The organism is Tardiphaga sp. 619_E2_N8_4, assembly GCF_051810905.1.
Classification (GTDB): Bacteria; Pseudomonadota; Alphaproteobacteria; order Rhizobiales; family Xanthobacteraceae; genus Tardiphaga; species Tardiphaga robiniae.
On sequence record NZ_JBPWQJ010000001.1, the window covers coordinates 1,357,781 to 1,382,361 of the forward strand.

21 protein-coding genes, 1 tRNA gene and 2 pseudogenes are annotated in these 24,581 nt (G+C 60.2%); 14 read left to right on the forward strand and 10 right to left on the reverse strand.

Annotation, left to right across the window (positions count from 1 at the left end; genetic code table 11):
• The first annotated feature begins 42 nt into the window (after window positions 1-42).
• From flhA to AB8A23_RS06530, 6 genes are read left to right on the forward strand one after another with little or no spacing between them, the layout of a single operon-like run.
• Complete coding sequence (gene flhA / locus AB8A23_RS06505) at window positions 43-2,130, forward strand: flagellar biosynthesis protein FlhA (protein ID WP_309941945.1); 2,088 nt, start codon at window positions 43-45, stop codon at window positions 2,128-2,130.
• Window positions 2,127-2,873, forward strand: coding sequence for a flagellar biosynthesis protein FliR (gene fliR, locus AB8A23_RS06510; protein ID WP_068729859.1), 747 nt, complete (start codon window positions 2,127-2,129; stop codon window positions 2,871-2,873). Before flhA ends, fliR begins: the two co-directional genes overlap by 4 nt.
• 6 nt (window positions 2,874-2,879) lie before the next feature.
• Window positions 2,880-3,275: a hypothetical protein gene (locus tag AB8A23_RS06515; RefSeq protein ID WP_175369208.1), complete on the forward strand. Its 396-nt coding sequence runs from the start codon at window positions 2,880-2,882 to the stop codon at window positions 3,273-3,275.
• A gap of 36 nt (window positions 3,276-3,311) precedes the next feature.
• Window positions 3,312-3,776, forward strand: coding sequence for a rod-binding protein (locus AB8A23_RS06520; protein ID WP_175369207.1), 465 nt, complete (start codon window positions 3,312-3,314; stop codon window positions 3,774-3,776).
• 33 nt (window positions 3,777-3,809) lie between these two features.
• On the forward strand, window positions 3,810-4,301 hold the full coding sequence (locus tag AB8A23_RS06525; protein ID WP_231078766.1) for a hypothetical protein: 492 nt from the start codon (window positions 3,810-3,812) through the stop codon (window positions 4,299-4,301).
• Window positions 4,298-4,750, forward strand: a complete 453-nt coding sequence (locus tag AB8A23_RS06530; protein WP_439060103.1) for a hypothetical protein — start codon at window positions 4,298-4,300, stop codon at window positions 4,748-4,750. The genes AB8A23_RS06525 and AB8A23_RS06530 overlap by 4 nt, the downstream gene beginning before the upstream one ends.
• A gap of 169 nt (window positions 4,751-4,919) precedes the next feature.
• Here the strand turns inward: AB8A23_RS06530 and AB8A23_RS06535 are convergent, their stop codons facing one another.
• From AB8A23_RS06535 to AB8A23_RS06545, 3 genes are all read right to left on the reverse strand, one after another.
• Window positions 4,920-5,633, reverse strand: coding sequence for a response regulator transcription factor (locus tag AB8A23_RS06535; RefSeq protein WP_175369205.1), 714 nt, complete (start codon window positions 5,631-5,633; stop codon window positions 4,920-4,922).
• A 902-nt stretch (window positions 5,634-6,535) separates the two neighbouring features.
• A complete protein-coding gene (locus AB8A23_RS06540; RefSeq protein ID WP_439060102.1) occupies window positions 6,536-7,420 on the reverse strand; it encodes a hypothetical protein in 885 nt (294 codons plus the stop codon).
• Window positions 7,421-7,891: 471 nt separating this feature from the next.
• Window positions 7,892-8,548, reverse strand: a complete 657-nt coding sequence (locus AB8A23_RS06545; protein ID WP_439060101.1) for a hypothetical protein — start codon at window positions 8,546-8,548, stop codon at window positions 7,892-7,894.
• 487 nt (window positions 8,549-9,035) lie between these two features.
• Here AB8A23_RS06545 and AB8A23_RS06550 point away from each other — a divergent pair, with 487 nt between their 5' ends.
• Entirely contained in the window at window positions 9,036-10,127 is a 1,092-nt protein-coding gene (locus AB8A23_RS06550) for a glycosyltransferase family 1 protein (protein WP_439060100.1), read from the forward strand.
• 74 nt (window positions 10,128-10,201) lie between these two features.
• Here AB8A23_RS06550 and AB8A23_RS06555 read toward each other — a convergent pair.
• Window positions 10,202-10,278, reverse strand: a tRNA-Arg gene (locus AB8A23_RS06555).
• Window positions 10,279-10,660: 382 nt separating this feature from the next.
• Here AB8A23_RS06555 and AB8A23_RS06560 point away from each other — a divergent pair.
• The 3 genes and pseudogenes from AB8A23_RS06560 to AB8A23_RS06570 all read left to right on the forward strand — a co-directional run bounded on the left by AB8A23_RS06560 (window position 10,661) and on the right by AB8A23_RS06570 (window position 13,824).
• Complete coding sequence (locus AB8A23_RS06560) at window positions 10,661-11,473, forward strand: class I SAM-dependent methyltransferase (protein WP_120287527.1); 813 nt, start codon at window positions 10,661-10,663, stop codon at window positions 11,471-11,473.
• Between the two features lie 185 nt (window positions 11,474-11,658).
• Window positions 11,659-12,623, forward strand: a pseudogene (locus tag AB8A23_RS06565) (amidohydrolase family protein).
• Window positions 12,624-12,735: 112 nt separating this feature from the next.
• On the forward strand, window positions 12,736-13,824 hold the full coding sequence (locus AB8A23_RS06570; RefSeq protein ID WP_439060099.1) for an acyltransferase family protein: 1,089 nt from the start codon (window positions 12,736-12,738) through the stop codon (window positions 13,822-13,824).
• An 8-nt stretch (window positions 13,825-13,832) separates the two neighbouring features.
• On the opposite strand, the gene AB8A23_RS06575 is transcribed toward AB8A23_RS06570, so the two are convergent.
• From AB8A23_RS06575 to AB8A23_RS06595, 5 genes are all read right to left on the reverse strand, one after another.
• On the reverse strand, window positions 13,833-14,333 hold the full coding sequence (locus AB8A23_RS06575) for a hypothetical protein (RefSeq protein ID WP_309941971.1): 501 nt from the start codon (window positions 14,331-14,333) through the stop codon (window positions 13,833-13,835).
• A 46-nt stretch (window positions 14,334-14,379) separates the two neighbouring features.
• A complete protein-coding gene (locus AB8A23_RS06580) occupies window positions 14,380-14,556 on the reverse strand; it encodes a hypothetical protein (protein WP_175369197.1) in 177 nt (58 codons plus the stop codon).
• Between the two features lie 208 nt (window positions 14,557-14,764).
• Window positions 14,765-15,820: a polysaccharide deacetylase family protein gene (locus AB8A23_RS06585; RefSeq protein WP_439060098.1), complete on the reverse strand. Its 1,056-nt coding sequence runs from the start codon at window positions 15,818-15,820 to the stop codon at window positions 14,765-14,767.
• A 115-nt stretch (window positions 15,821-15,935) separates the two neighbouring features.
• Window positions 15,936-16,340, reverse strand: a complete 405-nt coding sequence (locus AB8A23_RS06590) for a YccF domain-containing protein (protein WP_093757646.1) — start codon at window positions 16,338-16,340, stop codon at window positions 15,936-15,938.
• Window positions 16,341-16,434: 94 nt separating this feature from the next.
• The gene (locus AB8A23_RS06595) at window positions 16,435-18,156 is read right to left on the reverse strand and encodes a putative bifunctional diguanylate cyclase/phosphodiesterase (RefSeq protein WP_439060562.1); all 1,722 of its coding nucleotides are present in this window, start codon (window positions 18,154-18,156) and stop codon (window positions 16,435-16,437) included.
• A 612-nt stretch (window positions 18,157-18,768) separates the two neighbouring features.
• Between AB8A23_RS06595 and ssuD the strand changes: the two genes are divergently transcribed.
• From ssuD to AB8A23_RS06615, 4 genes and pseudogenes are all read left to right on the forward strand, one after another.
• Complete coding sequence (gene ssuD / locus AB8A23_RS06600; RefSeq protein ID WP_068730429.1) at window positions 18,769-19,926, forward strand: FMNH2-dependent alkanesulfonate monooxygenase; 1,158 nt, start codon at window positions 18,769-18,771, stop codon at window positions 19,924-19,926.
• Between the two features lie 18 nt (window positions 19,927-19,944).
• Entirely contained in the window at window positions 19,945-20,751 is an 807-nt protein-coding gene (gene ssuC, locus AB8A23_RS06605; protein WP_439060097.1) for an aliphatic sulfonate ABC transporter permease SsuC, read from the forward strand.
• Between the two features lie 239 nt (window positions 20,752-20,990).
• Window positions 20,991-21,635, forward strand: a pseudogene (locus AB8A23_RS06610) (ATP-binding cassette domain-containing protein); the annotation flags it as partial.
• Between the two features lie 25 nt (window positions 21,636-21,660).
• Window positions 21,661-22,263: a flavin reductase family protein gene (locus AB8A23_RS06615; protein WP_439060096.1), complete on the forward strand. Its 603-nt coding sequence runs from the start codon at window positions 21,661-21,663 to the stop codon at window positions 22,261-22,263.
• An 84-nt stretch (window positions 22,264-22,347) separates the two neighbouring features.
• Here the strand turns inward: AB8A23_RS06615 and AB8A23_RS06620 are convergent, their stop codons facing one another.
• Window positions 22,348-24,573 (reverse strand): CHASE2 domain-containing protein, encoded by a 2,226-nt coding sequence (locus AB8A23_RS06620; RefSeq protein WP_439060095.1) that lies wholly within the window; start codon window positions 24,571-24,573, stop codon window positions 22,348-22,350.
• Window positions 24,574-24,581 lie beyond the last annotated feature (8 nt).

Here is a 24,581-nt window from a genome sequence, read left to right on the forward strand (position 1 = left end):
GGCGCTGCACAGTGCGGCCATGATATTCGCGCGAGACTTGCCATGGCCGACGTAATGATTTCAGCCCTGCCGGCCGAACGGCGGGCCGGCACGGACGTCGCCTTTGCATTCGGCATCGTCACCATTCTGGTGATGCTGGTGCTGCCGGTTCCGACGATCCTGATCGACCTCGGCCTGGCCTTCTCGATCGCGTTGTCCGCGCTGATCCTGATGGTGTCGCTGTGGATTCAGCGGCCACTGGATTTCTCGGCATTTCCCACCGTGCTGCTGATCGCCACCATCCTGCGATTGGCGCTGAACGTGGCGACCACGCGCGTGATCCTGTCGCATGGCGGTGAGGGAGAGCACGCCGCCGGCTATGTTGTCGCCGGTTTCGCCAAATTCGTGATGGGTGGCGACTTCGTCATCGGCCTCATTATCTTTGCGATTCTCGTCACCGTGAATTTCGTGGTGATCACCAAAGGTGCGACGCGTATCGCCGAAGTCGGCGCCCGATTTTCGCTTGACGCCATTCCCGGCAAGCAGATGGCGATCGACGCCGACCTGTCGGCTGGTCTGATCGATGACAAGGAAGCGCAGCGTCGGCGCCACGAGCTGGAGGAAGAGAGCTCGTTCTTCGGCGCCATGGACGGTGCCTCGAAATTCGTGCGCGGCGACGCGATTGCCGGCCTGATTATCACCGCCATCAACATCTTTGGCGGCATCATCATCGGCGTCACTCATCATGGCATGGAGCTGTCACGCGCCGCTGATGTTTTTACCAAACTCTCGGTCGGTGACGGCCTGGTCTCGCAGATCCCCGCACTGATTGTGTCGCTCTCGGCCGGTCTGCTCGTCTCCAAGGGCGGTACCCGCGGCTCTGCCGAGCAGATGGTGCTGAAGCAGCTCGGAAAGTATCCGCGCGCCCAGTCAGTTGCCGCGATGATGATGTTCGCGCTCGGTCTGCTGCCCGGACTTCCATTCCTGCCCTTCGCGCTGCTTGGCAGCGCCATGGCCTTCATGAGCTTTACGCTGCCGCGCCAGCAGGCCGCCCGCGCGAAGGTGGAGCAGGCGCGCATCGCGCAGGTTCAGGAAAAAGCGCAGATCGAGAACAGGGATTCCGTCAAGGAATTGCTCAAGACCTCCGATGTCGAGCTCTGCGTCGGTAGCCAGCTTGCGATTCAGATGCTGAATGCCCATGGCGAACTGGCGCACCGCGTGGCCAAGGTTCGGCGGCGTTTCGCTGCCCAATATGGCTTCGTCATTCCCGAGATCAAGCTGACCGATGACCTCTCCATCGGGCCGAAGTCATATCGTATCAAGATCTACGGCACCGTCGTGGCCCATCACGAACTACGTATCGGCGAGTCCCTCGTGTTGTTTGACGGCGATCGGAAGCCCGATGTTCCGGGCGACGAGACGATCGAACCCGCTTTCGGCATGAAGGCGATGTGGGTTCCGGAGACGTTTATTGATGAAGTCAAACAGGACGGATTCAAGATCGCTGACAATATCTCGGTGCTGCTCACGCATCTCAGCGAGGTCGTCCGCAACAATCTGGCCCAGCTCCTTACCTATAAGGACACCCGGGCACTGATCGATCGGCTCGATCCCGAATACAAGCGGCTGATAGAGGATATGGTGCCATCGCAGATTTCCTATTCCGGGCTGCAGGCGGTGTTCAAGCTACTGCTCGCCGAGCGGATCTCGATCCGCAATCTGCATCTCATTCTGGAAGCCATCGCCGAGATCGCGCCGCATGTGCGTCGTTCCGAGCATGTGGCCGAGCATGTGCGGATGCGCATTGCGCAGCAGATCTGCGGTGATTTCGCCGACAACGGCGTGCTCAAGGTGCTCCGCCTCGGTAATCGCTGGGACCTCGCCTTCCATCAGAGCATCAAGCGCGACGGCAAGGGTGAGATCGTGGAATTCGACGCCGATCCGCGGCTGGTCGAGCAATTTGCGGATGACGTGTCGGTTGCGGTCCGTAAGGCGGCGGCCAATGGCGACACTGCGGTGCTGGTCGCGCCGCCTGACGTCCGTCCTTATGTTCGCATGATCACCGAGCGCATGTTCCCCACGCTGCCGGTGCTGTCGCATGTGGAAATCGCGCGGGGGGCCGAGGTGATGTCGCTCGGAGCTGTATCTTGATCGCAAGCAGCTCGGTCTCCATCCTGGCCACGTTCCTGATCTTTTGCCGCATCGGGACTTGCATGATGGTGGCGCCGGGCTATTCCCGCGTCAATATCCCGACGCAGATCCGGTTGTTCCTCGCTATCAGCGTCACTCTGATGCTCACGCCCCTGCTGGAGTCCACGGTTCGCCCGGCTGTGGAAGCGGCGACGGCGCCGGATCTCCTCCGCCTGATCATGTCCGAGCTGATGGTGGGCCTGGTCATTGGACTCACTGCACGCATGTTCTTCGCTGCGCTGGAAACGATGGCCACATTCGTCGCGTCGGGGATCGGTCTGACCCTCCCTGGTGTCGCCGACGATGGCGAGCATGTGCCGGCGCTGGTGCCGCTGATCACGCTGACTGCGACGGTGGTCTTCTTTGTAACCGACCAGCATTGGGAATTGTTGCGCGGCCTAGTCGGGTCCTATCAGATCTGGTTGCCGGCAACCGGGATCAGCGCCGAGGGCGGGCTAACGCAACTCGTAGATCATCTCTCCATGGCCTTTACGCTGGCGCTCCGGGTCGCCAGTCCCTTCGTTATCTATGCTGTCATCGTCAATTTCGCGGTCGGTCTCGCCAATAAACTGACGCCAAGCATTCCCGTCTACTTTATCTCGATTCCATTTGTACTCACTGGCGGTCTACTGCTGCTCTATCTCACGGGCCGCGAAATGGTGCTGCAATTCAGCATCGCCTTCGCGTCCTGGCTGTCCGGGTGACGAGCCATGCAGAAGCGCGACCGCAAGATCCGCCGTATCGCCGCCGTGCAGGCCAGGCTGCATCGGATTGCCGAGTGGCAGCTGATGGAATGCCAGGCACGAGAAAACCAGCTCGAGGAAAAGCAGCGCGTCATTCTCGAAGGTTTCAATGACGAGAGCAAACTTCCGGACCTCGCCGTGCAGACGGCGAGCCAGAGTTTGCGCGCCGCGAGCATCGAACAAGGCGTCGTGGCCAAGGCCAAGGAAAGACTGGCGGTGCATGCACGCGATGAAGGCCGCAAGCTGAAGCATGCGCTGAAAATGGTGAAGTCGGCGGTCGGACGCACGGTTCGGGCCGACGAAAAGCGGGTTCTGGACGACGAAATCGACAAGGCCGTGCGGCGCTCGATCGAGGGAGGATAGGCCGATGAAAGCTCTCACAACTATGCAGGGCGTGACATGACAGTCGCCCCGGTATCGAACGATCTAATTGCGGATGTCATGAAGGCGGCGGATCCGGCCGCTCAACGTGTCGCGGCAACGAGGCTCGAGCGTATGGCGCCGGCGGGCGATGCGAACTTCGCATCTGCGGTCGCCGACGAGTTTGCCGCAGGGCAGGCCGCCCAGAGCGCGAAGTCTGCCCCCGTCAGCGGCGGAGAGATAGTGTCAACGCCGATCATCCGGAAGGCTGAGGGAAGCAACCCGGTTTACCGCAAGTTCGAAGCCTTCGTGCTGCAGATGTTCGTGGAAACGATGCTGCCGAAGGATGCGGAGGACGTATTCGGCAAGGGTACCGCCGGCAATGTCTGGCGTTCGATGCTCGCCGAGCAGATCGGCAATGAAATGGCCAAGGGCAACGGCGTCGGCATCGCCAAGCAACTGGCCAAATCGCGCCCGACATCGGCTCCAACTTCCGAAGGCTAACGGCCGAATCCGGCCATGACAGTAGAGATCGACATGGAACAGATCGAACAGCAGACCTCAGTCATCCCCGTCGAGGCGCAGGCTCTGGCCTTGCCTGAGACCGACCTTCCTGAATCGGCTGTGCAGGAGGCCCCCATTTTCGGCGAGGGGGACGATACGCCTGGCCAATGGCTCGGCACCCAAAGTAGCGCGCTGACCGCGATTGATCGGTTGAAAGCAACCATCGACGAAGAGACGGAGAAGCTTGAGGTTCGCGCCGTAGTGGATTTCGACGGCTTCAGCCAGCGCAAGAACCGTGGTCTGCTCGAGCTGACTCGCGCGATGCGGCTGACTCAGGACATCAAGAACGATCCGCGTGTCGCGCCGCAACTCACACTGTTGCGCGCCAGCCTGATTCGTAATCAAGCGGCGTTACAGATCCATCTCGATGCGGTGCGTGAGGTCTCGGCCATCATCGCGCGTTCGATCCAGGAGGTTGAATCGGACGGCACCTATTCCCTGGCGATCGCAGGCAAGCGCAAATGATGAAGCTGCTGATCACGGGCATTTGGGCCTGCCTCGTCACTGTGGGTACCAGTTTCGGGATCTCCTACTGGAAGGAGACTGCGGCCGCATTGCCCGCGAAGCAGGACCAACCTGAAGGTCTGGTTTATGAAAAGGTCAAGGTGATCAATGTGCCGATGATCGCTGACGGCAGCGTTCAGGGCTATATCGTCACCCAACTCGTCTTCACCGCTAACGCCAAAGTCCTGCGTCAGCTGCCGGTGCCGCCGGAGCCGTTCGTCGTCGATGAAGCATTCCGTATGATCTATGGCGACCAGAAGCTCGATTTCAAGAATCTCGGTCGTTACGACCTCACACAATTCGCACAGACGGTGCGCGCGCAGGTCAACAAGCGTCTGCAGACGGACGCGCTGCAGGAAGTCCTGGTGCAGGATTTCAACTATGTGTCGACGGATCAGATTCGCCGCTGAGACTACAGCGAGTGGTCATCGCTGTGGTACGGTGATACTCGATGATCTAGCGTGGTGGATGTGTGGTACTTCGTGTTGCGCGAGAAGCTCTGTGTCTTGCACAGCAGTTCGAGGAGGCGGTGGACGCCAACGCCGTAGTCGGCGTCCTCTTGCGCGTAAGGCGTGAGCCTTAGTTCGCCTTTGAAATAGGCGCTTCGTGAGCGGGACGAGACTTCAGATCGTCCAGCCGGTAACCCATATAACGCTTCGATTCGATCGGGTCGAAGCCGAGATGATCGCGTAGCTTCTTGCGCAGCTTGCTCACATGGCTTTCGATCACATTCTCATCGAAGCTGGCATCGAACAGACCGTAGATGGCGTTGAAGAGCTGGGTCTTCGTCAGCCATTTGCCCTGATGCCCGACCAGGTGTTCGAGAATGCGTAGTTCGCGTCGTGGCAGAATCAAAGTGCGACCGGCAACCTCCGGGTCGCGGCCATCGAGAAAGACACGAATTACGCTCGTTTGTGCCGGTTCATGCTGATCGATGGTGCGGCGGCGAATAACTGCCGTTCGTGCCATGATCTCGCGGACGTGGACCGGTGCGTGAACGACGTCATCGACGCCAGCTTCGAATAACTCAATGGTCTGCTTGAGGTGCTTCAGGCTGTTGAGCGCAATAATCGGCGCCCGTGACCTGTTGCGGATACTGGATGGGATGCTCGTCCGATCCGGACAATCGCCCAGCAGAAAGGCCCGAATGACAGTTAAATCATTACCAACGGCACATTCCAGCCAATCGCGAAAGTCTGTAGAAGTGAAGCCAATCGATACAACCCCTTCGCGATCAAACCCGGCCGCATAGCCTTGTGTGACGCCCTCTCGGTCATCGATTACAACAAACATTTTAATCCCCTGCGTGTTCGCCTTGATATCGTTATGGGGTCGAATTAGGCGCACTCGCCCCATTTTTGTCTTGAAGACGCAACACAACAGTTACTTGAGCGGATGGATGGGCCTTTGAACGATTCGCTGACTTGCAAATGGGAGGCCCGGTCGCTTTTTACGGGATACCCAATGCTGTGATGCGGTCAGCTCACATTCTCCGGCTTGCATTCATCCGTAGTTTCAGAGAGCTCCCTCTCGCTATGTGAACACGACATGACATCTCATGGTCGTGCACGGTCGGTGGCAGAACCGAACCAGCGCTAATGTCAAAACGGGGGAAGTGGCCGATCGCGTGCCGTATCGTCGATATCTGGCGCTTTGATCGGCTGGACTTGCCCGAGTTGTCACACACGCGAATCGGCATACTGGTCATCAAGATGATACCGCATCATCAAGTAGTCGAGGTGCACAAATTTGCAAAGAGTCGTGCATGCAAACCATGCAGTTGAAGCAAACTAACAAGTGGATAATTCATGAAGGGCGACGATTTAGTCGGATCCTTTTTGCATCGAACTATCTCACAGCGTGTCGTCACAGATGCAATCGCGACTTCACCGGTTTGAACCAGTGCAGTACCACACGGCAAAACGCATTGATTGTCGTGCGCGGGCATATGGAGCGAGAGTCTGTTCGTCATGTGCGGGGCAGCAACATGCGATTGCGTGGGTCCGATATCAGTCGGCATCGGCCAATACTGATATCCGCTCTCAAGAGCGTGCCATATAGGGCGCTCGGATCGCTCGATACGAATCCGAAGTTGCCGATCTTGTCGGCGTCGTCCTTGGTAGTCATCCAGCGTGTCACGAGCATCCTGCCTGTGCGTGGCCGTTAGTATCGATCAGTCAGATCGAGGCATCAATTCAGCGACCTGAAAGGATGACGCCTCTGCTGGTTAGAACCTGCCAGCGGTTGTTTTCGTTCTTGATTTCCTGGATCCGCCCGAGAGCAGGGACATCCTGCCCCGGCACGACCTCAATCACGCCGGTTTTCCCCTCGAGCACTGCGACGCCATCATAGGCGCGGCGCACGTGCCAGCCGGGAATAACTTCGCGTGACGTACTTGCTGGCCGTTGCGCCTGAGGCTGCACCGTGCCGGTGATATCGGCAGTGTTCGCCAGCGTGGCTGCGACCTGTACCGCTTGCGCTTTCTCATCGGCAATGCGTGCAAATTTCGCAGCCAGAGCCGTTTGTTCGCGGTCGGCGCGATCTTGTGCGCGGCTTGCCTGTTCGGCGGCCTGCGTACGGGCAGCTTCAGCGGCAGCGCGACTGCTCGCCACATCGCCGGTCATCTCCGCAACTTGCCGTCGTAGCTGCGCGACGGAATCGCGAATGCTGCGAAGATCCGCATCAGATACGGCTGAAGATGTCATCGGCCGCAGGAGCAGATAGGCAATCGCGCCAGCGGAAACGAGCGTTGACAGGCCGACGACCATCGCCAGGGAGAAGAATGGAGCTTTCCATGCCGGCGATTGTAACGGTCTTGCGACAATACGGGCGGGCGGCACAGTGAAGCGCACCTTTGCCTTGATCGGCTCTTCGCGGGTGGAAATGCGAGCGCGTTGCATATTCGCCCGCGCTTCGCTGGCGAGAAGCTCGTCGATCGCAGCGGCAGCAGCGATATGAGGTTTTGGCGTGGAGTGTAAATTCGGTGATTGCTCACGAAACAGGCTGCCGTTTTCCACAGCGGTCGACTGTGAATCCGACGGTTTCTTGGACATCGTCATGCTGATCTTTGCATTGGTCATGACTGTCTGCAGTGGCAATCAAATCGTAAGAGCGGCGTAACAAGCGAAGCTTGCGCGAAGCCGTCGAGATAGATGTGTGCGCAAACGATCAACCGACGGTCGATCTTCATCGCACGACGATGCAGATTGTTCGAACGATGATGGGGTGCCGTCCGCACCGATATGTCGTGCACAAGAGCGCATAGGAGTTGTGTAGTTATCGGTGTGGTCTTCGTGTGGTCGCGAGATGCTAGCCGCCCATCTCACGATCGTCACGGGGTGGCGATTTGATCGAATAATGGAGAATGGCGCACGCACGATCAATGAGATGCGCGACAATCAAATTAAAGTCGACCCAAAGAATATTGAAATTGATTCGTAAAAATATAGATGAGTCGAGCTGCCTCACTCCAAAGTCTATCAGATCAAATCGGTAAATCCGCGCATTGAGTTAAATGCCGTAAATCTTGATAATAGATCGATAGGGGCTATTCATCGGTTGATGAAGTGGCGTTTTAAGAAACCGACACTATTGCCGTGGCCATGGATATCGATCTCAAAAGCCTTCGCGATTACGTGAAATTGTTGAAAGCCGAACGGCAGGATTCGCCGATCGGCAAGATCAAATCTGGCGCGACTGAAATTATTCGAAAGAACCTTCGGGAACTGGAACGGATGCACCGTGAAGACGGCGCGACGTGGACCGAGATTGCTGCGGGCCTTGCTGCGCAGGGCGTTACCCAGGGCGATGGTCAGCCCATCACCGGCCGTCGCCTCACAGCTCTGATGCATAATATCAGGGTGCAGGAAGAACGGAGTCTCGCCCGGGGAAAGGCACTTGGTGATGCGCCTGATCAGGAGCCGCCCGAGCCACAAGGCACTGCCGACTGAGTCACGTTGCGAATTGTCAAATTCGATCCATTCAAAACGAGTCCCTTGTTGACGACCTTCTGTCACCAAGGTCGTTGGAGTGGATCGATTTGAAAGAGGACCGGCATGGTGCTCCCGCCGCATTGCGGCATGGGCTCTGCCTTTGGCATTCGCTCGACATTGATTGTCTTGTTGGCGCCTGTCCTTCAGCTCCGACAGTTCGGTTATCTGACGTGCCGACGCTCGGCCTTGTCCACCCTGATATGCGATCAGCTTCATGACCAACCAGGTATGGATCCAGTCCGCCGCGCGCTCAGGATGTCATGCTTCATCATGTCCTGTAGAGGATGTGGCTGCAGCGCGTGGTGCACCCAGTTGAAGACATGGAATATGGGTGGTGGCGCGGGGGTCGCTCATCGACTGATCCCGCCGCGTCAGCGGTCGCGGTGCGGAAAGCGAAAATTGGAATGCCCGCCGACCTTCAACAGGTTGAGCAGCGGTCCCCGCCGAATGTTGTAGATACTGCAGCCGGTGCAGCAAGCGGATGAAGGGTGTCGGATCGCAGGCGGCTTTGGGAGAGGCTAAAAGGCGCCTTGAGGCCAGCTCGCCAAAAACGCTTGCAGACGGGCATGTTGCAGCCTTCTTCGCCCTCGTCAGACGCACTTTTTTGTTGCATTCATGTCGTGTCGCGCGTCAATCCGTGATGGTGATACCCGTTCTATTGCAACTCCCGTGATCTGGCCTCGTCTGTTAAGGAATTCCATCGGTGAGTGCGACGGCAGAAAGCCCAAATAGGACCAGACCGAGAATCCTCGAATTGGGCTCCTGGCACTACTGCAAGGATATCTATCCCGAAGAGACGGATGTGCTTTGGACGGGGGAACGTCCGATCCCTCGCGGGCGAGCGGCGAAAGGCTTTGCCGACTGCACGCCCTGGCGATTCATCAAAGCGATGCGTGAGGCGCGACGCGGGAAATACAACCTGATCATCGTCTATATGCCACTACGCCCGGCGTGGCATCCGCGCTACTGGCTACGCGCTTTCTTCCGGCAGCCGCTTCGCCCGCTCTCCGCGATGACAAGAGTGTTCGGCGTCTCCTGGCTACGATTCGTGAAGCCTCCCGTGCCGATCGCCGTTCTGGATATGAACGACGCCTTCATCGTCGGCTCGCATAACTTTTTTCTGCTCGACAAGGCTACCGCGGCTTTTAAACGCGAGCTTCCCGTCGATCGGTGGCACATTCTCTGCCACTCGGCCCATCCGGCACTTCCGACGCGGCGCATACGGCGCAATCGGCGCTGGAACGAACGTCTGGCGAAGATCCGCCCCATTTCGCTTCCTGCAACAAGGGTCGATACCGATAGCGAACCTCCGGAAAAGACATCTGACGTGTTTTTCGTTGGCGAGGTTGCGGAAAATTCGTGGGTGCGCCGTGTCGGTCTTTCAGAACTCGAGGCGTTGAGAAGCAAGGGTCTCAAGGTCGATATTCCGCATGAGAGGCTACCGCATGACGAGTTCCTGCGGCGGCTTTCCAGCGCATGGCTGGCCTGGTCGCCGTCGGGCTATAGCTGGGAGTGCTATCGAACCGCCGAGGCGGCGCAATGCCTGACGGTGCCGGTTCTCAACTATCCGACGGTCGAGCGTCACGCGCCCGTTCGAGAACACGAGCATGTTCTGTTGTACGACGTAACCCCGGGCAGTCTGTCGGCCGTGATCGAGCGCGGACTGAGCGACAAGCCGCATCTGCGCCAGATGGCACTGGATCTGCGCGAGCATGTTCGCAAATATCATCTGCAGGACGCGATGGTCGATTATGTCATCGACGAGACGCTGCGTGCTGATGGTCGAACGGCTTAACGGAGGCAAAGCTCTGAGGCGCAATCCGTTGGGCTTGACCCCGCAAAGGCCGCCTAGCGCGGCGCGGCAAGATCTGGCGCACCCGACACGATTCGAACGTGTGACCTTTGCCTTCGGAGGGCAACGCTCTATCCAGCTGAGCTACGGGTGCTTGAGCGTCCATTTAGCCGATTGGCCGGGCGGCGGCAACGGCTGGCCGGGGCCGGATTCGGCGAAAATGGCTCGGTTGGAGTGCGCGTGCCCTCTTTCGGGCGACGGTCGCACGTTCGGATCGGGGCGGGATGCGCAGAAGCGCTCGCGCCGCGGGTGTGTGGGGTATTTCGAGGGGGCGAGGGGACCAGGTTGCGCCCCCCGTGATTGTCCCGGAACCTCGTCCATTTGCTCAATCACGCTGTGTTTGGCAGCGGGACGTCCGATCGTGAATGCTGAACCTAGAACAGGAGCCGAGTGACATAACTCCGGCTACCCAGGCGCCGTTCTGCGAACCGACCCAGGCGCCGGCCGTTCCCATGTCGAACATTGGAGGATGTCCTATGAATCCCAACCAGGCTCTTTGGGAGAAAGGTGATTTCACCCGTATCGCTGAGACGATGCGTGCCAGCGGCGAAGCGCTTGTCGCGTCGATAGGGATCACGCGCGGAAGTGATGTGCTCGATCTTGGATGCGGAGATGGCACGACAGCGCTTCCAGCAGCAAAAGCCGGGGCAAATGTCACGGGCGTCGATATTGCACGCAATCTGGTGGAGGCTGGCAACAGGCGCGCGATGGCGGAAGGGCTTACGTGTCGTTTTCAGGAAGGCGATGCGTCGAATCTGAAAGATATCAAGGACGACAGTTTCGATCTCGTTGTCAGCATCTTTGGCGCGATGTTCGCGCCCAGGCCATCGGATGTTGCCAGGGAAATGGTTCGTGTCACGCGGCCGGGCGGCCGGATTGTGATGGGAAACTGGATCCCGAACGATCCCACTCTGGTGGCGCAGATCCTTAAAATCAGCTCGTCCTATTCGCCTCCTCCGCCGGAAGGGTTCGTAAGTCCCATGACCTGGGGTGTCGAGGACAATGTTGTCGAGCGCTTCACATCGGCCGGCATTCCGAAGCCAAATATCTCATTCGCTCGTGACTCCTACGAATTCAACTTTGCCGGAACGCCCGCAAAGTTCGTCGACCAGTTCAGGGCCTATTACGGTCCGACCATGAATGCCTTCGATGCGGCTGAAAAAGACGGTCGCGCCGACACCTTGAAGGGCGAGCTTGTAAAGCTCTTCGAGAGCCAGAACAGAAGCTCTGATCCTTCGGCGACTTCGGTGAAGGCGACGTTTCTGCGCGTCACCGTCCGCAAACCGTGACATGACTGCAAGCGAGCTGCTGCACAGCCAATTCGACATGGGGCTGTGCAGCAGGAAGGCGATCCCCGTCGTCTTTGCTCTGCAGCATGTGGAAGCACACTTGACATGGATCGCGAAACGATCACGTTGGCCTCAATCAAGTGAACGCCGGCCCAAAATGGCGTCACGACATCAGGGAGGAACCAATGTTCACAAGACGCGGTGTTCTGCTCTCTTCAATCGCGGGAGCGGTCGTGCTCAGCAATAGATTTGCGGTTGGCAAGGCCGCGCAGCCGGCGACGCCGGTGAATTTCCAGGTGCCTGCAGACGCCTGCGACTGTCACACCCATATTCATGGCGATCCCGAAAAATTCCCGTTTTTGCAGGCCGCGTCTACACGCCGGAACTGGCGTCGCCGGAGGAAATGGCGGCGCTGCACAAGGCACTCGGCGTCAAGCGCGTGGTGATCGTCACGCCCAGCATCTACGGTACTGATAATTCGGCGACCCTGTTCGGCATGAAGGCGCGCGGCAGCGACGCGCGCGGCGTTGCTGTCATCGATGACAAGACACCGGAGAGCGAGCTCGACGCCATGACGGCCGCGGGCATTCGCGGCATGCGGATCAATCTTGCGACCAGCGGCGTGAGCGACCCCGCCATCGGCAAGCAGCGTCTGCTGGCTGCGATCGAGCGCATGAAGACGCGCGGCTGGCACATCCAGATGTTCACCAATCTGCCATTGGTATCTGCGATCAAGGAGGTTGTTGCCAGTGCGCCGATGCCGCTGGTATTCGATCATTTCGGCGGCGCGGAAGCCAAGCTCGGGCTGGATCAGCCGGGCTTTGCGGACCTGCTCGACCTCGTCAAAGCCGGCAAGGCCTATGTGAAGATTTCCGGCGCCTACCGCGCTTCGACGCAAGGGCCGGATTACCCGGACGTCGCACCGCTGGCGAAGGCGCTGATCGCGGCCAATCCGGAGCGGATCATCTGGGGCACCGACTGGCCGCATCCGGATTCGGTGACACCGCCCGGCAAGAAGCCGACGGACGTCACGCCGCTCCATCAGATCGACGATGGCCGCCTGCTGAACCAGCTCGCGATGTGGGCGCCCGACGCCGCCATTCGCAAGACAATCCTGGTCGACAACCCGGCGCGGCTTTACGGCTTCTGACCGCTGGCGTCACCTCGCCGCCTTCTTTGTCCCGCAAGAGTTCCGGATCGGCGGAACTCTCGTCTCTGCCAGAGGTTTGCCCCCGACCGCGACGGGCGGTCGAGGGAGCCCCATGCTGTCAAATCTGCAGGTGTTGCGCGGCGTAGCTGCCCTTGGTGTGGTGTTCTTCCACACCGGCTACAAGTTCGCGGGCGATTGGCACACCGAATTCTTCGGGGTCTCCACCTTCTTCGTCATCTCCGGCTTCATCATGTGTTTCATCACCCGGAAGGGTGATGACGATTTTCTCGCTAAGCGCCTGGAGCGGATCGCACCGCTCTATTGGCTGTGCACAGCCGTGCTTCTTGTCGTGATGTTCGGATCTGCGCTGCTTGAGGCAGAGACATGGGCAAAGCCGTTGGATGGCCGTTCGTCCGAGCCGCTCTGGGCCTATGTCGGCCGTAGCCTGATGTTCGCGCCGATCGGTGACAAATATCCGATCCTGAATGTCGGTTGGTCGCTGAACTACGAGGTGTATTTTTATCTGATCTTCGCAGCCGCGCTTGTGATCAGCCGCCGTCTGGCGCCGCTGATCGTTGTCGGATGCCTGGTGGCGTTGAACTATGCCGCGGCCGCCGTCTGCATGGCGGCTGCCTGCCACTATCTGTCCTTCGACTATACGAAGTTCTTCATCGCCGGGATCGCGATCTTCTATGCGTTGCAGGTTTTTGCTCCCGCTGCACCACAACGCTCCATTGTCTGGATCGGCGCCGCACTCGTCACACTCTGCTATGGGTCCCAATTCGTGGGACCGCTATGGGCAAACAGCGTCACGCCGTCGGTCTATATGGCGCTCGCCGCAGCCGCGCCGGTCGTGATTGTCGCCAGTGCGCTGTTTGTCGAATATGCCGGCGGTGCCATAACCTGGCAGCCGCTTATTCTGATCGGCAATGCGTCCTACGCCATCTATCTCACGCATCCGATCGTTTTCGACGTCATGAAAACAGGTAATGAGCGATGGCTTCAGCTGCCGACGCCCGAAGCATCGACAATGATGATGCTGTGTTATGTCGCCATAGCCGGCGGCGCGGGCATCATCGTGCATCTCACAATTGAAAACCCACTGCTTCGCGTGATCAGGCGCAGGCGGCAACCGGGCATCAAAACACTCGTGTCAGGCAGTGGGCTTGATGCTGTGGGTCGACAGCATCAAGCCGCATAGGTTCTGCCTCAGCTCCGGATCATATTGATCGAGACGTCGCGGATCTGACCCTTGGAGCTGATCGAGACCAGCTGCTTGTTGCCCTTGGTCGTCAGCGTCAGGTTGGCGGCGAAGCCGGCGGCCTCGACGAAGACATCGATCTGGCCACCGCCGGCGCTGCCCTGCAGATTGCCGAAGATATTGCGGCTGGCTTCGCCCCAGGTGCCGGTCACCTGATTACCCTGGCTCTTCACATCGCTGCTGAGTTCGAACTTGTAGCTGTCGCTGGCGCAGCGGAGGGACTGTTTCAGCGCGGTACCGCCGACGACGTTGTAGGTGGCGCGGCAGCGAATTTGTTCGGAGGAGCCATCCGACAGCGACACGGTGCCGCTGCCGCTCCACGATCCGTCAAAGCCGGCAAAAGGGCTCGCCGACTGGGCATGGCTCGCCGTCGCCGACAGCATCAGGATTGCGCCGACAGTGGCGGCCTTGAGGGTGTGTCCGATCAGATGTGCGCTGAATGAGGTCATGGTGATGGCTTTCTGTGTCTGGGGATATCGGAGGGGAGGGGTGCGATCAGGCGCGACGCGTGAGCGTCAGATAGGCGAATTTCGCGGTCGCCGTATCAGGGGCAATCTGCGCGCCGTTGTAGGAAAAGGTGCCGATACCCGGCAGGTCGTTCATCGCGGTGCCAGAGAATGACGGACCGGCAAAGGCGAACGAGAAGGCAAGGATGAAACCGATGATGCGCATGTGACTGTCCCTGTTGGGCGGCGCTGTGTGCCGCTTCGTTGGACAGATGGATAACCATGCCCGGTTTCGGGCGGTCTGCGTCGGTGCGGAAAATGGTTTCGTCCGGGGATCGTTTTGTTTCGCCGCGGGCCTCGCCACGAAACACAAAAAGGCCGGGGCAGCGGTGCCGCCCCGGCCTCGATTGGGTTCAACCCGAGTGGATCAGGTGCTAGTCGACCGTCTGGATCACGTTGGAAATCGGGCGCGCATTGCTGGTTTTCACCGGCTCCAGCTCGGCGGCGATGGCGGCGTCGTAGCTTGCGATCGTCGGCAGCGTGTCCTTGGCGCGGATATGCACGACCTTGTAGCCGCCGGCCTTGAGCTGAGCGAGCAGGTCCGGCACCGCGGCGGCGGACCACTTGTGCAGGTCATGCATCAGGATGATGCCTTTGCCCTTCTTCTTCAGCTTTTCCATCACCGAGGCAACCAGCTTGCCGGCATTGTGGATGCGGAAGTCCTCGGAATCGATGTCGATGGAGAAGGCGGCGATGTTGCGCTCGGCGAGATAGGCCTTGAGCTCCGCATTCTGGCGCAATTGCGGGAAACGGAAGAAGGGCGACAGCGGCTGCCCGGCCATCAGGGTGATGGCGCTGATGCCGCGCTCGATCTCGTCCTTGGCTTCCTGTGGGGTCTTGCTGGCCAGATTCTGGTGCGACCAGGTATGGGTGCCAACCGAATGGCCGGCCGCGATCACCTGCTTCAACACTGCGGGATGCCAGGTGGCATGTTTGCCGATCGGGAAGAACACGGCCTGCACGCATTGCGCGCTGAGCGCAGCCAGCACGGCAGGCGTGGTCACCGGCCACGGGCCGTCGTCGAAGGTCAGCACGACTTCGCCGGGCTGCAGGAAGTCATAGTCGCGATATTGCGACATGCCGAGGCCGGGGCCGCCGGTGGTGTCGATCTGCACGGTGCGTGACACGCCGAGCGCGTTCGGATTGTTGCAGACGGGCTTGGCGATGGCCGGGCGCTTTTCCACCGCGGGAGCCACGGGCATGGCAGCCGGTGCGGCTGCGACAGCCTGCACGCGCGGCGCCGGCTCGGCCGGTGCGGTCGAATTCGACTTCGGCACGCGCGTGTCGATCGAGGCGGTGGTGAGCTCGCCTTTATCGGCTTTCGCACTGGTCTGAGCGCCGGCGGGCCCGAAGAAATGCCAGGCGCCAGCGCCCGCGGCGACAACCGCCGTGAAAGAACCTGCAACGATCAAAAAAGGAAGTTTACGCATAATCACTCCGGCGCCCGAGGCCCACCTCGTTTCACCATTGAGCGAAATAGTTAATCACGCGTATGCGCGGCGCAGTCTCAACGAGAAAATTTGAATTCGTTCAACGCAATGCGCGTTAGGCCGGTACGATGACCTTGCCGATCGGCCAGAGTGCGATGCCGGCGAGCTTCAGATGTGCCCAGGCAAAGGGGATGCCGACGATGGTAATCGCCAGGGCCAGCGCCGCCAGGAGATGGCCGATCGCCAGCCACCAGCCTGCCAGCACCAGCCAGATGATGTTGCCGAGGAGGCCGAAAACGCCGGTGCCAATGTCGCCGCGGCCGGTGACGGCCTCGCGGTCAACGGCGCGCTGGCCGAACGGCAGCAGCGTATAGGCGGCGATATTGAAGGCGGCGCGGGCCCAGGGCAGGCCGATGATGGTGATGGCCATCACAACGGCCGCGATTAGCCAGCCGACTGCCATTCCCAATCCGCCGAACACGATCCAGAGGATATTCAGAAACAGCGGGACGACGGGCATGGGGGCTCTCTGGTGATGCGTAGCGCGCGGTTTTCAGTCCCTTAACAGATGGGATGTGGTTACGGGATGACAATGACGGGGAGAGGGCGGTGCCTCAATAACCCCGGCCGCCGGAGCGGGAATAGGCGGGGCGGGCATCTGCTGCCGGACGAGCCGATGATGCACCGCGCAGGTCGCTACTGGTGCGTGCCTGTGGCTGCAGTTCTTCCAGAAAAATCGGCTTGGAGAAATAATAGCCCTGCGCATAGCGGATCTTGGTCGCGGCCTGAAGATAGGCCAGTTCTTCGAAGGTCTCGACGCCTTCGGCGATCACGGTCATGCCCAGCGCCTCGCTGAGCGACTCGATGGCGCGGAGAATGCCTTGGCTGCGCGGGCGCTTGTGGATGTCCGTAATGAAGGATCGGTCGATCTTGATTTCGTCGGCGGTGATATCCGCCAGCGCCGACAACGACGAATAGCCGACGCCGAAATCGTCGATGGAGATACCGACGCCAAGCGCGCGGAACATCGGCAGGATGTCGTCCTGGAAATGCGTCTTGGCGACGAATGCGTCTTCGGTCACTTCGACCATGAAGCGCGTCGGGCAGCCGGTCTCCTCGATCGCCCTGGCAAAGGTGCGCATGAATTCCGGATTGCCAGCCTGTTTGGCGGCGACGTTGATGCTGATACTGGCGGTGGCGCCGAAGGTCTCGTCGATCAGGTCGATCGACTTCATGATCTCGGCGAGCACCAGATGGGTGAGCTCATCAATCAGGCCGAGTTCGACCGCCAGATTGATGAAGGTGCTGGGCGCCTGGATCACGCCATCGTCGTTACGCAAGCGCACCAGGGCCTCGATACCCTTGATCTCCTGGCTGCGGATATCGACCTTCGGCTGAAACGCGCAGCAGAACCGCTTGTCGAGAATCGCCAGCCGCAATGACTGTTCGGTGGCCATGCGGGTCAGCGCCTCGCTCTCCATGCTGGAGTCGAAGAACACCGCAGCGCCCTTGGTCTCATTCTTCACGCGATACATCGCGATATCGGCGTTCTGATGCAGCGCGTCATAGTTGCGGCCGTGTTCGGGATAGAGGCTGACACCGATCGATGCAGAGGCGAATACTTCGGAGCCGTCGATGAAAAACGGAGCGCGCAGCCGCTGCACCAGCAGCTCCAGATATTCGGCGACCTCCTGCTGGCTCTGGATCGGGTTCAGCAGCAGCAGGAATTCGTCACCGGAAATCCGCGACAGCATGTCGGTGCCGCGCAGGTCGAGCGCCAGTCGCTTGGCGAACTGCACCAGCAGCGCATCACCGACGCTGTGACCGTAATAGTCGTTGATGTGCTTGAAATTGTCGATGTCGAGGAAGGCCAGCGCGAAATGTGATGTCTCGCCGGAATGGCCAATGATGTCGCCGACATGTTTCTCGATCACGCGCCGCGTCGGCAGATCGGTCAGCTCGTCGTAATAGGCGCGGCGAAACAGCTCTTCTTCCATCTCCTTCTGCCGGCTCACATCGGTGGCGCTGGACAGTATCACGCTGCGGTCACCGATACGCACCGGGCGATGCGTGGTCAGGAACACGCGCCGGTCGCGTTCGGAATTGACGCGTTCCTCGAACACCGCGGAGCGGCCGGACTGCAGCAGGTCGAGTGCAGTCTTGCGTCGATGCGTCAGTGCCTGCACCAGAAAATCCGACTGCGGATCGGGTCTGTTGAACTGGTCTGCCGATGCATTGAACTGGATTGCCGCGGCGTCATTTACCAGCAGAAAGTCGCCCTGATCGTCTTGCACAGTGACGGAGGCCGGCAGCATGCGTACGATCTCGCGCAGCATCTCCAATTCGCGTGCGGCATCGCTATCCACGAATCCGGTAGCAGCCTCGGTCGAAGAGGTTGCGGTCGGGCGGTCGCTGTCTATTGGAGAGGCCGACGAGCCTGGGGCGGATGCGTTCTGCATGGTGGCCGAGCCTCGCAAAACGCCTTGTCGATTTGGTTAAATCGGTTCGCAAAACGCGGGTAGTTGTGTAAATGCCGCACGATTTGGACCGGTAGCGGTGCTGACGTCATTAACAAAGCGTCAATGACGGCGGCGAAAGCGCCAGATTGCTCAATGACGGCCTGTACGATCATTCTCATGATGAGCCTTTGAGCAAAACAATCTGAGTGTCACGCGCCGCGATCTCAGCATGAAATTCTCCACTCAGTCGCGCTGATCGCCGGTCGGGCTCTTGCATTCCGACCCACGCGGTTGTGATCGCTGCGGGATGCAGGATTGGTGGAGAAAAATGCGCTGCATATGCCCGGAAGTTTGAAAGGAACGCCTCGTCATTGATGTAAGTCACAGTGCGCGCGTCGCTATTTTCCCAGGCCACTCGACAGACTTATGTCATGACACCATCCTCTCGCGGTGCCGCAATGGTCGCCCGATGCGAGAGAGACGTCACCGATGAGCAATCCATCCAAAGCCAATGTTCTATGGTTCCTGCCGACCCACGGCGATGGACGCTATTTGGCATCGACCCATGGTGCGCGCGACATCGACTTCAAATATCTCCGTCAGATCGCGCAGGCCGCCGATCAGCTGGGCTATTTCGGCGTGCTGCTGCCTACGGGGCGCAGCTGCGAGGATTCATGGGTGGTCGCATCCGCTGTGGCCCCGTGGACCGAACAGCTTCGCTATCTCGTGGCCGTCCGGCCGGGCCTGCAATCGCCGAGCGTCGCCGCGCGCATGACCGCAACGCTGGACCGCGTCACCAACGGTCGCCTCCTGATCAATGTCGTGACCGGCGGCGATCCGGTCGAGAACAAGGGCGACGGCATTTTCCTGCCGCATGACGAGCGCTATGCCGTCACCCGCGAATTCCTCAACGTCTATAACGACCTGCTGGCCGGCAAGACCGTCAATGTCCAGGGCAAGCATATCCAGATTGAAGACGGTCGCCTGATCTTCCCGCCGGTGCAGTCGCCGCGCCCGCCGCTGTATTTCGGCGGCTCGTCGGATGCCGGCATCGATGTCGCGGTGGACACCGTCGACAAATATCTCACCTGGGGCGAGCCGCCTGCGCTAGTCGCCGAGAAGGTCGCGCGCGTCAAGGCTGCTGCCGAAAAGCGCGGTCGCAAGCTGTCTTTCGGCATCCGTCTTCATGTGGTCGTGCGCGAGACCAACGAAGCCGCATGGAAGGCTGCCGACGAACTCATTCAATATGTCACCGACGACGTCATTGCCAATGCGCAGAAGACATTGGCCCGGCAGGATTCGGTCGGCCAGCAGCGCATGATGCAGTTGCATGGCGGCCGTCGCGACAAGCTCGAGATCAGCCCGAACCTCTGGGCCGGTGTTGGCCTCGTACGTGGTGGCGCCGGTACGGCGCTGGTTGGCGATGCGCAGACGGTGGCGGCGCGCATCAAGGAATATCAGGACGTCGGCGTCGATACCTTCATCATGTCCGGCTATCCGCATCTCGAGGAGGCCTATCGCTTCGCCGAGCTCGTCTTCCCGCTGCTGTCGCTGCAACAGCACGACAACGTCACATCGCTACGCACGCGCACCGGCCCGGTCGGTGAAATCGTTGCCAATGAGCATCGCGCGCAGAGCGCCTCGTAATTCCGACAGGCACCCATCATGAGCATTGTTGAAATCCTTCCCCGCGTTCGCAGCTTTCGCTTGCCGCGCATCGATGGCCTGACCCAATGGATCGTGCCACTGGTCATCCTGCTCGTCTGGCAGGCTGCGTGCGTCACCGGCTACGTGCCGGCGCGTGTGATGCCGGCACCGACCGATGTTGCCTTGGCCGGGTGGAAGTTGGTGATCTCGGGCGAACTCGCCCAGAATATCTGGGTGTCGTTCTGGCGTGCGTCCGTCGGCTTCCTGATCGGTGGCAGCATCGGCTTTGCCTTCGGTCTGGCCAACGGTCTGTCCCAGCTCAGCAGCAAGCTCACCGATACGACGCTGCAGATGGTGCGCAACGTGCCCCATCTGGCGCTGATCCCGCTGGTCATCCTGTGGTTCGGCATCGATGAGTCGGCCAAGCTGTTCCTGGTTGCGCTTGGCGTATTCTTCCCGATCTATCTCAACACGCTGCACGGCATCCGCACCGTCGATCCGCAGCTGATCGAGATGGGCCGCATCTATGGCATGCGCAATAGCGAGCTGTTCCGCCGTGTGATCTTCCCGGGCGCGCTGCCATCGATCTTCGTCGGCGTGCGCTTTGCGCTCGGCATCATGTGGCTGACGCTGATCGTGGCCGAAACCATCGCGGCCTCGTCGGGCCTTGGCTACATGGCGATGCAGGCGCGTGAATTCATGCAGATCGACGTCGTGGTGCTCAGCATCCTGATCTATGCGCTGCTGGGTAAGGTCGCCGACAGCGCCTCGCGCGCGCTGGAACGGCTGACATTGTCCTGGCACCCGGCTTTTCAGAAACATTGAGCAAAATTCGGAAGCGAGAATTTGAAATGACCGTGCAACAGTCTCTTCGCCTCAGCCATGCCGATGCTCAGATCATCGATGCGCCCGTCGATTTCGAACAGGCCCTCGCCACGCAGGCGCGGCGTCCGTCCGAGCAGAAGTCTCGTGGTCTGTCGCTCACCATCCGCGGCCTCCGCAAATCCTTCGGCAGCAATGAAGTGCTGCGCGGCGTCGATCTGCATATTCCTGCTGGCCAGTTCGTGGCCATTGTCGGCCAGAGCGGCTGCGGCAAGAGCACGCTGCTCCGCCTGATCGCAGGCCTCGACGCGCCGACTGCCGGCACGATCAGCTTTGGTGAGGAAACCCGCGCGGAGGACATCCGCGTGATGTTCCAGGAACCGCGCCTGTTGCCATGGGCCAGTGTGCTCTCGAATGTGGAAGTTGGCCTGGGTACCGACCGGACATCGGCCGACGCCAAGGCGCGCGCTGAAAGTGCATTGACGGAAGTCGGCCTCGCCGAGAAGCGCGATCAATGGCCGTCCGTCTTGTCAGGTGGCCAGAAGCAGCGTGTCGCGCTGGCGCGGGCACTGGTCAGCCATCCGCGCGTACTGGCGCTCGACGAGCCGCTCGGCGCACTCGATGCGTTGACGCGTATTTCGATGCAGCAGTTGCTCGGCCGCGTGTGGCACGACCAGACCTTCACCTCGATTCTGGTGACGCATGACGTGTCCGAGGCCGTGGCGCTAGCGGATCGCGTGCTGGTGATTGAAGACGGCCGTATCGCGCACGATATCAATGTCGATATCGCCCGGCCGCGGCAGCGCGGCTCGGCAGATCTTGCGGCGCTGGAAGGTTCGATCCTGCGCAATCTGCTCGGCCCGGGAGCCGACGCCACTGGTTTATGAGACGATTGTGACCTGCGAGGCTGCCATGAATTCCGTCGTTCGTAACGTCACCGTCGATCGCGAGATTTCTTCCGATCGCGAGGTCTCTTCGCAAGAATTCCGTGGCGCCATGCGGGTGCTGGCCGGCGGTGTCAGCGTCATCACCGTCGGGCGCGGCAAGGACATCACCGGCATGACGGTGACGTCGGTCTCGTCGCTGTCGGTCGATCCACCGACGCTGATCGTCAGCGTCAACCGGGAGTCGTCGTCCTGGCCGCTGCTGCAGCGCTACGGCGCCTTCGGTGTCAACATTTTGTCGGCTGATCAGCTGGACGTGGCCGAGCGATTTTCGGGCAAGGGCGGATTGAAGGGTGCAGAGCGTTTCGTCGGCGCGCAGTGGGTGACCCGGGCAACCGGCGTGCCGCTGCTGGCGGGCAGCCTTGCGGCGATCGATTGCGACGTCGAGGAAGTCATCGAGCGTCACTCCCATGCCATCGTTATCGGCCGCGTCCGCGATGTCATCACCTCGGTCCCGCACACCGCGCTGACCTATTGGGACGGGCAATATGTGGCGATCGACCAGAACGAAGACAATCTGAAGCTCGCCGAAGTCAGCGTGCCCAGCATGCGGGCACTGCGCGAAATCTGATCCGCAGATTGTAGGGTGGGTTAGCGCAGCGTAACCCACCGCCTGGTGGCGCAATATGCTTTGCTATTGCGCCCTACGCGGGGATTACTTCGTCAGCAATGCAAACGAGCCGTTCCAGTCCGCTGGTGGCGGGGTCTCCTGATAGGCGCGGATGCGCTTCTCATAGAGATCGTAGAGCTTCTCGAGCGCATTCGCGACATCGGAATTGCGGCCGCGCTCGACGGCGTACAATGCGCCGTCCCAGTCGCGACTACGATAGCAAGCCAGCATTTCGATGGTCAGGTTGCGCAGCGTCTGGAAGCGCTCCGAATGCGTCACGTCCTCACGTCCGGCGATGGCGTAGATTACTTCCGGTTCTTTCTTGCCCTTCACCATGATGAAGTCGAGTTCGAGAATGGCGAACTTGTCCTTGACGGCGAGCGCGGTCTTCGAGCCGACGATGATCGGAAAGCCGTATTCCTTTGACTGGCCTTCGAGACGCGAGGCCAGATTGACGCTGTCGCCGAGCACCGAATAGTCGAAGCGTAGATCCGATCCCATATTGCCGACGACGCAGATGCCGGTATTGAGGCCGATGCCGACATTGATCGGGATATAGACGTGGCCGCCTTGCGTGGCCTCGTCTTCGCGCAGCTTGTTCAGGGCGTCGATGCGATCCAGCATGTCGAGCGCGGCGTGGCAGGCATTGATCTGGTGCTGGTCGTCATCGAGCGGCGCGTTCCAGAACGCCATGACAGCGTCGCCCATATATTTGTCGATGGTGCCCTTGCGATCGAGGATCGCATTGGTCAGCGGCGTCAGGAAGCGGTTCATCAGCGTGGTCAGGCCATGCGGATCGTGCTTGTAGGATTCCGAGATCGTAGTGAAGCCGCGTACATCCGAGAACATGATGGTCATTTCGCGCTCCTCGCCGCCAAGTACCAGTTTCTCCGGCGACTGGGCGAGCTGAGCCACCAGCGCCGGCGACAAATACTGGCTGAAGGCCGAGCGGATGCGGCGGCGCTGCGCCTGCTCGCGCACGAAATTGCTGAAGATTAGCGTGAGATAGATCAGTGTGGTCGAGAGCAAGGGATAGGTGAAGTCGATCAGCAGGCGGTGCTGCGTGTAGAAATACCAGGATGTACCGGCGAGCAGCGCCGCAAACACGGCGCCCATGATGATAAGGGTGACGGGGCCGAACATCGGGGCGAGCCAGATCACGATAATGCCGAGAATGATCGCAATGCACAGTTCGGCGCCACGCGTATAGGCGGGTTGCGACAGCACGGTCTTCGTGAGCGCACTCTCCAGCACCTGCGCATGAACCTCGACGCCGGGAATCACTGCGTCGAGCGGTGTCGTTTTGGTGTCGAGCAAGCCGACCGCCGAGGTGCCGATCAGCACCAGATGCCGTGCGATCGCCTGAGGTTGCACAGTGCCGTCGAGGACGTCGGCGGCGGAGACATAGATGCTGGGATCGTGCTTGGCGAAATGCACCCACAGCCGTCCTTCACTGTCGGTCGGAATTTCGAAGCCTCCGACGCGGATGCTCTTGATGCCGGCGCTATCGGACTTGACGAGGATCGTGTCGGCGCCCGAGGCGACGCGCAGCATCTCGAAGCTCAGCGAGGGCATCGTCACGCCCTGGGTCAGCATCAGCATTGGCACGCGGCGCACGATCCCGTCGCGTTCGTTGCGGATCGAGAACAGGCCGCGGCCTGCGGCAGCTTTCTCCAACACGTCGATATTGCGTAACAGTCCCGGGAAATCCACCATGAAACGCTGCGGCTCGCCGCCAAGAGTTGCGAGGCCGGTGGTCGGCAACGCCTTGTCTAGGCCCGGAACCTCATAAGGCAGGCCGGATTCGCCGAGCACCACGCGGGATCGCCTGATGGCGTCGGCGAATACCTGATCGTTACTCGGCAGCGTCTTCAGTCGGGCCCGCAGATCGTCGTCGAGGCCGGCAAAGCCGTCGGCAGCCAACGCCGGATTCAGCCGGTCCGGCTCGGGGAACACGATGTCGAAGGCGATGACGACAGCGCCGAGTTGAGTCAGCCGCGTTACCAGTTGTGCGAGCAGCGTCCGTGGCCATGGAAACTGGCCGTACTTGGCGATGCTCTTCTCGTTGATATCGACGATCGTGACGGGCTTCGCCGTTTTCATGCGCGGCTGGATCACTTGATAGGTATCGAAGACGCGCAGCCGCAATTCCTCGATGGCGGGCGGGTCAGCGATGCGTAGCAGCGCGAGGCCCAGCAGCAAGACAAGACAGAATGCACGTGCCCAACCGAACCGCCGCGCCAGCCGTGTCACTCGCCGCATGCGCTTCATGGTTGGCG